This is a genomic window from Rubrivivax gelatinosus IL144 (assembly GCF_000284255.1).
GTDB classification, from domain to species: domain Bacteria; phylum Pseudomonadota; class Gammaproteobacteria; order Burkholderiales; family Burkholderiaceae_C; genus Rubrivivax; species Rubrivivax gelatinosus_A.
The window spans coordinates 1,927,540-1,941,077 of the sequence record NC_017075.1 but is presented as its reverse complement, the minus strand read 5'-3'; the positions used below and the strand labels follow the sequence as shown (position 1 = coordinate 1,941,077).

The window sequence follows — 13,538 nt, the reverse complement described above, 5'->3', positions numbered from 1 at the left end:
ATCGCCGCCGATGGCCGCCACCGCCACCCTGGACACCGCCTTCGCCGCGCCCGCGCGCGGCCGGCGCCGCCGTGGCCTGGCGCTGGCGCTCGCCGCGCACGGGCTGCTGATCGCCGGCCTGCTGAAGCTCGCGCCGCCCCCAGAGCGGCTGGCGACCCCGGCGGCGGCACCGGTCGTCTGGCTGCGCCTGCTGCTCGAGCCGGCAGCGACGCCGACGCGCGACGCCACGCCGTCAGGCGATGCACGCCCGTCGGCCCGGCCCGTGCCGACGCTGCAGGCGCCGGCCGCCACCGCCCTGCCCGCGGCCGAAGCCGTGGCGCCGACGCCCCGGCCGGCCGAACCCGCGCCGCTTCAGCTGACGCTGCCCCGCGGCGCCGCGGCGCGCGCCGAACGCTCGCCGGCGCTGGACGACCCGCGCGCCAACACCCAGCGCCCGACGCTGGAGGCGCGCATCGCCAAGACGCTGGAGAAGGACTGGACCGAGGAGCTGCTGCCCGACGGCAGCCGGCGCTTCCGGCGCGGAAACGACTGCATCCTCGTCAAGGACTCGCAGGCCACCGTGCTCGACCCGTTCAACAACGCGTCGCGCCTGCCGCCCAAGCTGGCCGGGCCCTGCTAGCCACCGCCGCGCTGGCGGGCGCGTTCCTCCTCCTGCAGCCGCAGCACGCGGCGCTGCACCTTGCCGGTGGTCGTCATCGGCAGGGCCTCGATGAACTCGATCTCCTTCGGGTACTCGTAAGGCGCCAGGCGCTCGCGCACGTGCTGCTGCAGTTCGCCGACCAGCGCCGCGTCGCCCTGCACGCCCGGCGCCAGCACGACGTAGGCCTTCACCACCGCGCCGCGCTCGGCGTCGGGCTTGGGCACGACCGCGGCGTTGGCCACCGCGGCATGTTTGACGAGGCAGTTCTCGATCTCGCTCGGCCCGATGCGGTAGCCGGCGGCCTTGAAGACGTCGTCGCTGCGGCCCTGGTACCAGAGGTAGCCGTCGGCATCCATCACCGCGGTGTCGCCGGTGCGGCACCAGCTCGCCGCCGGGTCGCCGGTGTACTTGGCGCGTGTCGCGGCCTCGTTGCGCCAGTAGCCGAGAAAGAAGATCGGGTCCGGGTCGCCGTGGCGGTCGAGGCGGTGCAGCGCGACGTCGCCGGGCACGCCGGGCGGGCACTCGCGGCCCTCGTCGTCGATCACGGCGACACGGTGGCCCGGGTAGGCGCGGCCCATGCTGCCGGGCCGCGCCGGCCAGCCGGGCACGGCGAGGCCGGCCTCGTCGACGCTGCGCGCGCAGTTGCCGACGAGGTAGTTCATCTCGGTCTGGCCGAACATCTCGTTGACCGGCACGCCCAGCGCGTCGCGGCACCAGGCGAAGACCGCGTCGCCGACGGCCTCGCCGGCGCTCATCACGGCCTCGAGCTTCAGCGCATAACGCTCGGCCGGCGCGGGCACGGCCTTCATCATCGCCTTCAGCGCCGTCGGGAACAGGAAGGTGTGCGTGACACCGTGGCGCTGCATCAGCTCGAAGGCACGCTCGGGCTGGAAGCGCCCGCGGAAGGCGACGATCTCGCGGCCGAAAAACAGCGTCGGCAGCAGCGCGTCCATCAGCCCGCCGGTCCAGGCCCAGTCGGCCGGGCTCCAGAACACCGCCTCGCCGGCGAAGCCGTTCTGGCTGCAGACGAAACCCGGCAGGTTGCCCAGCAGGGCGCGGTGCGGGATCAGCACGCCCTTGGGCGGGCCGGTGGTGCCGCTGGTGTAGATCAGCACCGCGGCATCGTCGGCACGCGTGCGCGCGGGCTCGAAGCCGGCCGCGCCGGCCGCCAGCAGCGCCCGCCAGCCGCAGTCGGCGTCGCCTTCGGCCGCGCCGACGCCGACGATCAGCTCCAGCGCCGGGCATTCGGCGCGCAGGCGCAGCAGGTGCGCGAGCGTCGCCTCGTCGGCGACCGCGACACGCGCGCCGCTGTCGGCCAGGCGCCAGACCAGTGCCTCGGGGCCGAACAGCACCGACAGCGGCATCGCCAGCGCACCCAGCATCGCCACGCCCATCTGCGCGACCGCGGTCTCCGGCCGCTGCGCGAGCACGATGGCGACACGGTCGCCGCGCCCGACGCCACGCGCCGCCAGCCCGGCGGCGAAGGCACGCGCCTGGACCTCGAGCTCGGCGTAACTCAGGCGGCCCGAGGCGCCGCCCTCGTCTTCCCAGCGCAGCGCGTTGCGGCCGCTGGCGGCCCAGCGCGTGCAGCAGGCTTCGGCGATGTTGAACTCGTCGGGCACCCGCCAGCGCCAGACGCGGTGCAGGTTTTCGTAGGAATCGCTGGAATCGCGCGCATCGGTGTCGTGCATCGGGCCAGCTTAGGAGCGCCCTGCCGCGGCGCGAACCCGGTTCAACACCGAGAACCATCAAGTTCGGCGGCGAGGCGCCGAAATGCCACGAGAGCAGGCCGAGGCGTCACCGTCAGTCAGTGCCGCGGCCGAAGAACACACCGGACCGACATGTCCTACACCGCTCTTGCCGCCGTCGCCCACCGCATCCAGGTCGGCCAGCCGCTGCCGTTCAACGTGCGCAACGCCGACAGCACGCTGCTGCTGGCGCGTGGCCACCGTGTCACGACCGCCGGGCAGTTGCAGGCCCTGCTCGATCGTGGCGCGCTGGTCGACCTCACCGAACTGCTCGGCGACCGCGAACGCCTGGCGCAGCTGCCGCGCGAGCAGCTGCCGTCCTTCTGGCGCGAAGGCCTGGGCCGCGTCGCCGAGGTGCTGCAGAGTTCGCCGGCGCCCGGCTTCCGCGACGCGCTGGACTCGGCCGCGCAGCCGGTGCTGGCGCTGATCGAACGCGACCCGGACCTGGCGATCTTCCAGGTGCTGCGCCAGGAAGGTGGCGAACGTGCGGCCTACGGCGTGCGCCGTTCGGTCGGCGCGGCGATCACCGCTTACCTCGTCGCGCGCCGGCTGAACTGGGACGCCGAGGCCCTGGAGCGCTGCTTCAAGGCCGCGCTGACGATGAACCTGGCGATGCTGGAGCTGCAGGGGGAACTGGCCGAGCAGCGCACGCCGCTGACGCCGGCGCAGCACGCCGCCGTGCTGCGCCACCCGCTGCGCGGCCGCGAGATGCTGGAGCAGGCCGGCATCACCGACCGCGACTGGCTGCTGGCCGTCGAACGCCACCACGAGCGCGAGGACGGCAGCGGCTACCCCACCGGCACCACCGAGGTCGGCGAGATCGCCTCGCTGGTGCGGCGTGTCGACACCTACACCGCCAAGCTCGCCGCACGCGGCCACCGCGGCGCGCTGGCCGCCGACGTCGCCGGGCGCCAGATGTTCATGCAAGACCCCGGCCATCCGATGACCGCGGCCCTGGTCAAGGAGTTCGGCATCTACCCGCCGGGATGTTTCGTGCGCCTGGTCTCGGGCGCGCTGGGCGTCGTCGTCGGCCGCGGGCCGACGGTGGCGACACCGATCGTCGCCTGCCTGATCGGCCCCGGCGGCCGGGCGCTGCCGGCGCCGCTGCGTGTCGACACCGCCGAACGTGTGCACACGGTCTCCGGCGTCGTCGGTGACCACGCCTTCGGCCGCGAGTTCACGGCCGACGAGCTGATGCAGCTGGCGCTGGCCTGATCAGCGCGCGAAGCGCTGCAGCGCCTCGCCGGCGACGCGGCAGATGCGCCAGTCGGGCATCACCGTCGCGCCCATGCGGCGATAAAAGCCGATCGCGTTCTCGTTCCAGTCGAGCACGCTCCACTCGAAGCGGCCGCAGCCGCGCTCGACCGCCAGCGCGCCCAGGTGCTCCAGCAGCGCCTGGCCGATGCCGTGGCTGCGCCAGGCCGGCTGCACGTACAGGTCTTCCAGGTACAGCCCGGGACGGGCGAGGAAGGTCGAGAAGTTGGTGAAGAACAGCGCGAAGCCGATCACCGCGCCGCCGCCTTCGGCGACCACCGCCTCGGCCACCGGGCGCTCGCCGAACAGATGCGGCTCCAGCGCTTCGGGCGTCGCGTGGCAGAGGTGCGACAGCTGTTCGAACTCGGCCAGTTCGCGGATCAGGCCGACGATGGCCGGCAGGTCGCGCCGCTCGGCCGGGCGCAGGGAGAAGGCGGGCGTGGTCATCGCGGCATTGTCGCGTGCAGGACCGGCGCGCCGGCGGCGACACGCCTAGCATCCGGCGCATGGACAACGCCTGCTATGCGCCGCGGCGCACACCTGCCGCCCAGACCGTCGCGCTGCGCGGCCTGCGTTATCACGTCCGCCGCTGGGGCGACGGCGCGCCGGCCGGCACGCGGCCGCTGGTGCTGCTGCACGGCTGGATGGACTGCGGCGCCTCGTTCCAGTTCCTGGTCGACGCGCTGGCCGAGGCGGAGGGCCGCGAGCGCCAGGTCTTCGCGCCCGACTGGCGCGGCTTCGGCCTGACCGAAGCGCCACCGACCGACGCCTACTGGTTCCCCGACTACCTTGCCGACCTCGACGCGCTGCTCGATGCATTGGTACCCGACGGCGCCGTCGACCTGCTGGGCCACAGCATGGGCGGCAACGTCGCGATGAGCTACGCCGCGCTGCGCCCGCAGCGGGTGCGGCGGCTGGTCAACCTGGAAGGCTACGGCCTGCCGGCCACCGCGCCCGACGACGCGCCGGCGCGCCTCGTGCAGTGGCTCGACGAGCTGAAGACGGCGCCGGTGCTGCGCGACTACGCCGACAGCGCCGAGGTCGCCGCGCGGCTGAAGAAGAACAACCCGCTGCTGGCGGCCGACAAGGCGGCCTGGCTGGCGACGCAGTGGTCGGCGCCGACGCCCGAGGGCCGCCGGCGGCTGCTCGCCGACCCGGCTCACAAACGCGTCAACCCGGTGCTGTACCGGCGCGAGGAGGCGGTGGCGACCTGGCGCCGCATCGCCGCGCCGCTGCTCTTCGTCGAAGGCGACCTCGGCGAGTTCGAGATCTGGTGGGGCCACCGCTACCCGCGCGAGGACTTCGAGTCGCGCCTGGCCGTCGTGCCGCGGCTCGAACGCGAACGGCTCGCGCCCTGCGGTCACATGGTGCACCACGACCAGCCCGAGGCGCTGGCGCGGCGCCTGGCGTCGTTCCTGGAATGAAACTCAGGCAGATCCCGATGCTCGCTGATGCAGATCGGCATGAGAAAATGGTCGTTTGCGCCTGCGAGGCGCCAAACCAAGACCACACATGGACATCGAACACATCAACTCGATCGGCACGCTGCTCGCCGACCTGAGTGCCCGCACCGAGCAGCTCCGGGGGTATCTTTGACTACGACCGCAAAGCTCTGCGGCTGAACGAAGTCAATGCCGCGCTGGAGAATCCCAGCGTCTGGAACGAACCCAAGCGCGCCCAGGAACTGGGGCGCGAGAAGAAGTCGCTGGAAGACGTCGTCGGCACGATCGACCACCTCGCCAGCAACCTCGCCGACAACCTCGAGCTGTTCGAGATGTCGAAGGCCGACGAGGACTTCGACGGCCTCGCCGCGATCGAAGCCGAGGCCCACGCGCTGCGCGAGACGGTCGAGCGGCTGGAGTTCCGCCGCATGTTCTCCAACCCGGCGGACCCGAGCAACTGCTTCATCGACATCCAGGCCGGCGCCGGCGGCACCGAGGCCTGCGACTGGGCCAGCATGCTGCTGCGCCAGTACCTGAAGTACTGCGAGAAGAAGGGCTTCAAGGCCGAGGTCATGGAAGAGACCGAAGGCGACGTGGCCGGCATCCGCAGCGCGACGCTGAAGATCGAGGGCGACTACGCCTTCGGCCACCTGCGCACCGAGACCGGCGTGCACCGCCTGGTGCGCAAGAGCCCGTTCGACTCCGCGGGCGGGCGCCACACCAGCTTCGCCAGCCTCTTCGTCTACCCCGAGGTCGACGACTCGATCGAGATCGACATCAACCCGGCGGACGTGCGCACCGACACCTTCCGTGCCTCGGGCGCGGGCGGCCAGCACATCAACAAGACCGACTCGGCGGTGCGCCTGACGCACATCCCGACCGGCATCGTCGTGCAGTGCCAGAACGACCGTTCGCAGCACCGCAACCGCGACGAGGCCTGGGCCATGCTGCGCAGCCGGCTCTACGAGCACGAGATGCGCAAGCAGATGGAAGCGCAGCAGAAGCTCGAGGACAGCAAGACCGACGTCGGCTGGGGCCACCAGATCCGCAGCTACGTGCTCGATCAGAGCCGCATCAAGGACCTGCGCACCGGCGTGGAGATCAGCAACACGCAGAAGGTCCTCGACGGCGACCTCGACCCGTTCATCGAGGCCAGCCTGAAGCAGGGCCTGTAATGGCGGCGCGCCGCTACGCCGCGCTGCTGCTGGACATGGACGGCACGCTGATCGACAGCATGCCGATCCACCAGCAGGCCTGGGGCCGCTGGCACGCCGAACTGGGCCTGCCCTTCGACGACGCCCGCTTCTTCGAGCAGACGGCCGGCCGCGCCAACGACGAGGTCCTGCTGGGCCTGTTCCCGGCGATGCCGCCGGCCGAACGTGCGGCGCTGGCCGAACGCAAGGAGGCGCTGTACCGCGAGGCCGCGGCCGGCGCGCTGCAGTACATCGCCGGCGCCGAGGTCTTCCTGCAGCAAGCGCGGGCGGCGGGCTTCAAGCTCGCCGTCTGCACCGCGTCGCCGGCGGTCAACCTGGAGATCGTCTTCCAGCGCTTCGGCCTCGACCGCCTCGTCGACACCGTCGCCAGCCCGGCCGACGGCCTGCGCGGCAAGCCGCACCCGGACATCTTCGTCGAAGCCGCTCGCCGCCTGGGCGTCGCCGCGGCCGACTGCCTCGTCTTCGAGGACGCGCCGCTGGGCGTCGAAGCCGCGCGCCGCGCCGGCATGGACGCCGTGGCGCTGGCCACCACCCTGCCGCCGAGTGCTTTCGACGGCTATCCGAACCTCCTCGCCACGATCTCCGATTTCGTTGGCGTCGACCCGACCACTTTCATTCCGCGAGAACCCCACCATGCGTGAAGGCCCCGCCATCGTCGTGCACCGTCAGGACTACGCCGCCCCGGCGTACTGGATCCGCAAGGTCGAGCTCTGCTTCGACCTGGACCCCGTCAAGACCATCGTCTCGAGCAAGCTGCACATCGAGCGCAACCCCGCCGCCGAGCCGCAGCCGCTGAAGCTGCACGGCGAGGACGTCACCGTGCTGCGCGTGATGGCCGCCGGCGAGAGCGTCTCGTTCCGCCACGAGGACAAGCTGCTCGTCATCGACAACCCGCCGGCCGGCGAGCAGTTCGTGCTCGAGATCCGCAACACCTGCAGCCCCGAGAAGAACACCCAGCTGTCGGGCCTGTACACCTCGGGCAGCGGCTTCTTCACGCAGTGCGAGGCCGAGGGCTTCCGCCGCATCACCTACTTCCTCGACCGCCCCGACGTGATGGCGGTCTACACGGTGACGCTGCGCGCCGACAAGAAGAAGTACCCGGTGCTGCTGTCCAACGGCAACCTCGTCGAGCAGGGCGAACTGGACAACGGCCGCCACTTCGCCGTCTGGCACGACCCCTTCCCCAAGCCCAGCTACCTGTTCGCACTGGTCGCCGCCGATCTGGTGTGCCGCGAGCAGAAGATCCGCACCCGCGCCGGCAAGGAGCACCTGCTGCAGGTCTTCGTGCGCCGCGGCGACCTCGGCAAGACCGAGCACGCGATGGCCTCGCTGGTGGCCTCGGTGGTCTGGGACGAAGCCCGCTTCGGCCTGCCGCTGGACCTCGAACGCTTCATGATCGTTGCGGTCGAGGACTTCAACATGGGCGCGATGGAGAACAAGGGCCTGAACATCTTCAACACGAAGTACGTTCTGGCCAGCCCCGCGACCGCGACCGACGTCGACTTCGCCGGCATCGAGAGCGTCGTCGGCCACGAGTACTTCCACAACTGGACCGGCAACCGCATCACCTGCCGCGACTGGTTCCAGCTGTCGCTGAAGGAAGGCCTGACGGTGTTCCGCGACCAGGAGTTCTCGATGGACATGGCCGGCGCGCCTTCCGCGCGCGCGGTCAAGCGCATCGAGGACGTGCGTGCGCTGCGCGCCAGCCAGTTCCCCGAGGACGCCGGCGCGATGGCGCACCCGGTGCGCCCGGACAGCTACGCCGCGATCGACAACTTCTACACCCCGACCGTCTACGAGAAGGGTGCCGAGGTCGTGCGCATGATGCAGACGCTCGTGGGCCGCCAAGGCTTCGAACGCGGCATCACGCTGTACTTCGAGCGCCACGACGGTCAGGCCGTGACCTGCGACGACTTCGCGCAAGCCATCGCCGACGCCAACCCGGGCAGCGAACTCGCCACCCGGCTGGAGAGCTTCAAGCGCTGGTACTCGCAGGCCGGCACGCCGCGCCTGAAGGCGCGTGGCGTCTACGACGCCGAGGCCCGCCGCTACACGCTGACGCTCGCCCAGACCGCCCTGCCCTCGCCCGGCCAGCCGACCAAGGAGCCGTTCGTGATCCCGGTGCTGGCCGCGCTGCTGGGCCGCGACGGCCGCACGCTCGCCGCCGAGCGCCTGCTGGTGCTCGACAGCGCCGAGCAGCAGTTCGTCTTCGACGAGGTCGACGCCGAGCCGGTGCCGTCGCTGCTGCGCGGCTTCAGCGCGCCGGTGATCCTGGACGACGGCCTGGCCGACGCCGAGCTGCTGACGCTGCTGGCACACGACAGCGACGCCTTCAACCGCTGGGAAGCCGGCCAGCGCCTGGCGCTGGCGCGCCTGCTGGCGGCGGTCGCAGAGACGGCGCCGGTGACGCTGGACGAGGCTTTCGTCGAGGCCATGCGCAGCGTGCTGCGCGACCCGGCGCTGGACCCGGCGTTCAAGGAGATGGCGCTGACGCTGCCCAGCGAAGGCTACGTCGCCGAGCAGCTGGCCACCTTCGACCCGCAGCGCATCCACGCCGTGCGCGAGCAGTTCCGCGAGCAGCTCGCCAGCGCGCTGCACGCCGACTGGGCCGTAGCTTTCGAGGCCAACCTGGTGCGCGAAGGCTACGCGCCGACGCCGGCCCAGGCCGGCCGCCGCGCGCTCGCCAACCTGGCGCTGGCGATGCTGTGCCTGCACTCGGTGCGCAGCGGCAACCCGGTCTGGCCGGGCCGCGCCTACCAGCGCGTCAAGGACGCCAGCAACATGACCGACCGCATCGGCGCGCTGGCCGCGCTGGTGCACTCGCACTCCGAGCTGGCCGAGCCGGCGCTGGAGCGCTTCCACGCCATCGCCGGCGGCGAGCCGCTGGTCGTCGACAAGTGGTTCGCGCTGCAGGCCCAGGCCAGCGAGCCGCTGGGCGCCGGCCAGGGCCGTTCGTTCGCGCGCGCCAAGGCGCTGCTCAAGCACCCGGACTTCTCGCTGAAGAACCCGAACCGAGCGCGCAGCCTGATCTTCCAGCTGTGCATGAACAACCCGGCCGCCTTCCACCGCGCCGACGCCGCCGGCTACGTGTTCTGGGCCGAACGCATGTTCGAGCTCGATGCGATCAACCCACAGGTCGCCGCGCGCCTGGCACGCGTGATGGACCGCTGGACGGCGCTCGCCGAGCCCTACCGCAGCGCCGCGCGCGAGGCGCTGGTGCGCGTGGCCGCCAAGCCCGACCTGAGCGACGACGTGCGCGAGGTGCTCGGCCGCGCGCTGGAGGCCCAGCAATGAGACGCGTCAGCCTGACCCAGTATCTCGTCGAGCAGCAGCGCGAGCACGGCATGATCCCGGCGCAGCTGCGCCTGCTGATCGAGGTCGTCGCGCGCGCCTGCAAGCGCATCGCCATCGCCGTCAACAAGGGCGCGCTGGGCGACGTGCTCGGCACCGCCGGCAGCGAGAACGTGCAGGGCGAGGTGCAGAAGAAGCTGGACATCATCAGCAACGAGGTGCTGATCGAGGCCAACGAGTGGGGCGGCCACCTCGCGGCGATGGCCAGCGAGGAGATGGACTCGATCCACGTCGTGCCCAACCGCTACCCGCAGGGCGAGTACATGCTGCTGTTCGACCCGCTGGACGGCTCGAGCAACATCGACGTCAACGTCTCGATCGGCACGATCTTCAGCGTGCTGCGCAAGGTGGGCCACACGCGTGGCGTCAGCGAGGACGATTTCCTGCAGCCCGGCAAGCACCAGGCGGCGGCCGGCTACTGCATCTACGGCCCGCAGACCATGCTGGTGCTGACGGTGGGCAACGGCGTCGTCGCCTTCACGCTGGACCGCGAGACCGGCTCCTGGGTGCTGACCCAGCCGGAGATCCGCATTCCCGAGGACACGAAGGAGTTCGCGATCAACATGTCCAACATGCGCCACTGGGCGCCGCCGATGCGCCGCTACGTCGACGAATGCCTGGCCGGCAAGACCGGCCCGCGCGGCAAGGACTTCAACATGCGCTGGGTGGCGAGCATGGTCACCGACGTGCACCGCATCCTGATGCGCGGCGGCATCTTCATGTACCCCTGGGACGAGCGCGAGCCCGACAAGCCGGGCAAGCTGCGCCTGCTCTACGAGGCCAACCCGATGGCCTTCCTCGTCGAGCAGGCCGGCGGCGCGGCGACCAACGGCCGCGAACGCATCCTCGACGTCGTGCCGGCCAAGCTGCACGAGCGCGTGTCGGTGATGCTCGGCTCGCGCAACGAAGTCGAACGCGTCACGGAGTACCACCGTAACGTGGAGTGATACTGGCAATCCCTAGTCCTAGGTGTATTTTCTGGCCCGGGCACTAGACTTGCCGGGGATCACATCCGGCTCTCGCCACCAGACCATGCTTCCCAAGACGATCGCCCTGATCGACGACGACGTCGATTTCACCGACAGCTTCGCCGCGTTCCTGCGCGACCAGGGTGTCGAGGTGAGGGTCTTCGGCGACAGCAACGACCTGCTGGCCAGCGAATCACCGTTCGGCTGGGACTTCTACGTCGTCGACCTGATGCTGCCCGGGGTCTTCGGCGACGAGCTGATCCGCATCCTGCGCCGGCGCACCGACGCCGGCGTGCTGGTGGTCTCGGGCAAGGTCGGCGCCTCGACCTTCGCCTCGGTGGTCGACGCCGGCGCCGACATGTACCTCGAGAAGCCGGTCTCGATGGAGCAGATCCTGCTGGTCATCCGCGCGCTGCAGCGCCGCGCGGTGATGCGCGGCCAGCGCGATCAGAGCTGGGTCGTCGACCTGCGCGCGGCGCAACTGCAGGCGCCCGACGGCGCCAAGGTCGACTTGAGCGACACCGACATCGCCGTGCTGCGCTGCTTCCTCGAAGCCGAGGGCGGCGTCGTCACGCGCGACACGCTGATCCAGCGCCTGGGCCGCGACAACACCAGCACGCTGGACAACACGCTGCACGCGACGATCTACCGCCTGCGCCGGCGCATCGAGAAGGCCTCGACCAGCCTCGTGCCGCTGCAGTCCGAGCCGCGTGTCGGCTACGTCTTCCGCGCGCCGCTGAAGTCGCTCTGAGCGCGGCGCGCGCTCAGCCCGTCTCCTGCCCCTGCGGCACGGTCAGCGTGAAGACGCTGCCGCCGGCGCCGCTGCGCACCTCGGCCGTGCCGCCCTGCATCTGCAGCGCGCGGCGCACGATGAACAGCCCCAGCCCCTGGCCGTGCACGTCGTGGCGGCCGCGCACGCCGCGCTCGAACAGCCGCGGCAGCAGGCCCGGCGGGATGCCCGGCCCTTCGTCGGCGACCTCGAAGACCAGCGCCAGCGGCTCCTCGCTGTCGCTGACGCTCAGCGTCACCGGGCTGCCCGGCGTCGCGTAGGCAAGCGCGTTGCTCAGCAGGTTGCGCAGCGCCAGGCGCATCAGGCCGACGTCCATCGCCGCGGTGCGCACGGCGCTGTCGCGGCGCACGCGCACCCGTGAGCGGCCCTCGGCCGGCAGGTCGCCGAGCACGAGCTCGATCAGCATCTCCAGGTCGGTGTCGCGCAGCGGCGGCGCGCGCTCCTCGATCAGCCGCGTCGACACCGCCAGCGTGTTGTCCAGCGAGCGCGTGATCTCGCGCAGGACCGCCCGCGCGCGGTCCAGGCCGGGCTGGGCGGCGGCGTCCTGCAGCGCGTCGGCGGCCCCCTGCAGCACCGCCTGGGCGTTGTGTAGCGGCTGGCGCACCTCGTGCGAGATCACGCGCAGCAGCTCGTGGCGCTCGTCGGACAGCGCCCGCAGCGCCTGCGCCTGCTGCTCGGCCTGCTCGCGGCGCTCGGTGGCGTCGGCGAGCTGCGCGCCACGCAGCCGCGCGCGGCGTTCGGTCATCTCGATCGCGAAGCCGACGTAACCCAGGTTGCCCCACAGCGAGGCCAGCATCCAGGCCAGCAGCAGCAGTTCGGTGTCGAAGGACATCGTGATCGCGCCGGGGAGCGCGGCCCAGCTCGCGAACACGACCACCAGGCGCGCGAACAGCGCCAGCGCGACGATGCCGTAGCTCCAGCTCACCATGCCGGCGCTGCGGCTGATGCGGTCGCGGCCCAGCGCATGCGCCTCGTGGCACAGCGCCAGCGAGGCGATCATGTTCATCGTCAGGCTGCCCAGCAGGCGCACACGTTCGTCGATCGCGTCGAGCACCGGCACCGTGATGCAGGCCACGACGACCAGCAGCAGCACGCGCAGCCACGGGTTGGGCACGCCGCGCTCGCGGCGCAGGGCCGACCAGCGCAACGCGAATCCGGCGTAGCCGAAGACGTTGGCCAGCACGATCATCGGCAGATGCGGCAGCGTCGAGCGCGCGGCGTAGACCAGCATCATCACGCCGGCCATCGCCGAGCCCGAGCACCACAGCAGCGTGCTGCGGCGGTCGTGGCGCCCGGTCAGCACGTTCCAGACCGCCATGCCCAGCGCCAGATGCACCAGGCCGACCAGCACCCAGGTCGTGGCGACGTCCAGCGGCAGCGGTTCGAGCATGGCGGCGGAGCATAACGGCCCCGCCGGGCGCCGGCGGCTTCAGCCCGGCAGGCGCGACGCCGGGTCCAGCAGTTCGACCAGCAGGTCTTCGTGCGCCTGGCGCCACTGGGCCATCTCGGCCGCGCCCGGCGCCCGGATGACGAGCTCGCGCATCGTCGCGTGGATCAGCGGCGACAAGGCCAGCCACGGCGCACGCGACAGCACGCTGGGCCGCGCGCCGGCCGCCTCGCGCGCGGCCAGCGCCCGCTGCAGCACCGCCTCGTAGGGGCCGATCACCTGGCAGTCCCACAGCTCCAGCAGGTGACCGACACGTTCGCGCTCGGCGATCATCAGCCACAGCACGCGCAGGCCCGCCGGGTTGGTGAACTGCGCGTAAAGACGGTCGACCAGCCAGGCGGCGAACTCGCGCGGCGGCACGCTCGGGTCGGGTTCGGGCATGCCTTCGAGCGAGGGCGGCGCCAGCGAGCGCCGCAGCAGCGCCTCGAACACCGCGTCCTTGCTGTCGAAATGCGCGTACAGCCCGCCTTTGGAAAGGCCGGCGCGGCGCGCGATGTCGTCCATGCGCGTGTCGACGTAGCCGCGCTCGCAGAACTCGACGAGCGCGGCGTCGAGGATCTGCTGCATGCGCACCGCGGGCGACAGCCGGCGGCGCGGCGCACCGGCAGGGGCCGAAACGGAGTCCATGCGCAATGTTATCCCTCCACTACGGAAAGGGTTCACTAACGACCGATCGGTCGTTAG

At 71.5% G+C, this 13,538-nt stretch carries 12 protein-coding genes; 8 read left to right on the top strand and 4 right to left on the bottom strand.

What is annotated here, in order from left to right:
• Positions 1–10: 10 nt before the first annotated feature.
• Entirely contained in the window at positions 11–619 is a 609-nt protein-coding gene (locus tag RGE_RS09065) for a hypothetical protein (RefSeq protein WP_014428058.1), read from the top strand.
• Here the strand turns inward: RGE_RS09065 and RGE_RS09060 are convergent.
• Positions 616–2,331: an acyl-CoA synthetase gene (locus RGE_RS09060; protein ID WP_014428057.1), complete on the bottom strand. Its 1,716-nt coding sequence runs from the start codon at positions 2,329–2,331 to the stop codon at positions 616–618. The two genes, RGE_RS09065 and RGE_RS09060, sit on opposite strands and share 4 nt — an antisense overlap.
• A 150-nt stretch (positions 2,332–2,481) precedes the next feature.
• Here RGE_RS09060 and RGE_RS09055 point away from each other — a divergent pair, with 150 nt between their 5' ends.
• Positions 2,482–3,603: an HD-GYP domain-containing protein gene (locus RGE_RS09055; protein WP_014428056.1), complete on the top strand. Its 1,122-nt coding sequence runs from the start codon at positions 2,482–2,484 to the stop codon at positions 3,601–3,603.
• Here the strand turns inward: RGE_RS09055 and RGE_RS09050 are convergent, their stop codons facing one another.
• On the bottom strand, positions 3,604–4,089 hold the full coding sequence (locus RGE_RS09050; protein ID WP_014428055.1) for a GNAT family N-acetyltransferase: 486 nt from the start codon (positions 4,087–4,089) through the stop codon (positions 3,604–3,606). It lies immediately after the preceding gene.
• Between the two features lie 59 nt (positions 4,090–4,148).
• On the opposite strand from RGE_RS09050, the gene RGE_RS09045 reads away from it, so the two are divergent.
• The 6 genes from RGE_RS09045 (at position 4,149) to RGE_RS09020 (ending at position 11,368) form a co-directional block, all read left to right on the top strand.
• A complete protein-coding gene (locus RGE_RS09045; RefSeq protein ID WP_043783949.1) occupies positions 4,149–5,066 on the top strand; it encodes an alpha/beta hydrolase in 918 nt (305 codons plus the stop codon).
• An 88-nt stretch (positions 5,067–5,154) separates the two neighbouring features.
• Positions 5,155–6,259, top strand: a protein-coding gene (prfB, locus tag RGE_RS09040) for a peptide chain release factor 2 (RefSeq protein WP_148280147.1) whose coding sequence is annotated in 2 segments (ribosomal slippage) — positions 5,155–5,235 and positions 5,237–6,259 — 1,104 coding nt in all. Because the reading frame shifts where the segments join, the coding sequence is not laid out codon by codon here.
• The gene (locus RGE_RS09035) at positions 6,259–6,939 is read left to right on the top strand and encodes an HAD family hydrolase (protein WP_014428052.1); all 681 of its coding nucleotides are present in this window, start codon (positions 6,259–6,261) and stop codon (positions 6,937–6,939) included. Before prfB ends, RGE_RS09035 begins: the two co-directional genes overlap by 1 nt.
• Entirely contained in the window at positions 6,932–9,592 is a 2,661-nt protein-coding gene (gene pepN / locus RGE_RS09030) for an aminopeptidase N (RefSeq protein ID WP_014428051.1), read from the top strand. The genes RGE_RS09035 and pepN overlap by 8 nt, the downstream gene beginning before the upstream one ends.
• Positions 9,589–10,596, top strand: a complete 1,008-nt coding sequence (locus RGE_RS09025; protein ID WP_014428050.1) for a class 1 fructose-bisphosphatase — start codon at positions 9,589–9,591, stop codon at positions 10,594–10,596. Before pepN ends, RGE_RS09025 begins: the two co-directional genes overlap by 4 nt.
• Positions 10,597–10,681: 85 nt before the next feature.
• Positions 10,682–11,368, top strand: coding sequence for a response regulator transcription factor (locus RGE_RS09020; RefSeq protein ID WP_014428049.1), 687 nt, complete (start codon positions 10,682–10,684; stop codon positions 11,366–11,368).
• Positions 11,369–11,381: 13 nt separating this feature from the next.
• Here RGE_RS09020 and RGE_RS09015 read toward each other — a convergent pair whose 3' ends face one another.
• Entirely contained in the window at positions 11,382–12,797 is a 1,416-nt protein-coding gene (locus tag RGE_RS09015; RefSeq protein WP_014428048.1) for a sensor histidine kinase, read from the bottom strand.
• Between the two features lie 39 nt (positions 12,798–12,836).
• Positions 12,837–13,481, bottom strand: a complete 645-nt coding sequence (locus RGE_RS09010; protein WP_014428047.1) for a TetR/AcrR family transcriptional regulator — start codon at positions 13,479–13,481, stop codon at positions 12,837–12,839.
• Positions 13,482–13,538: the final 57 nt, after the last annotated feature.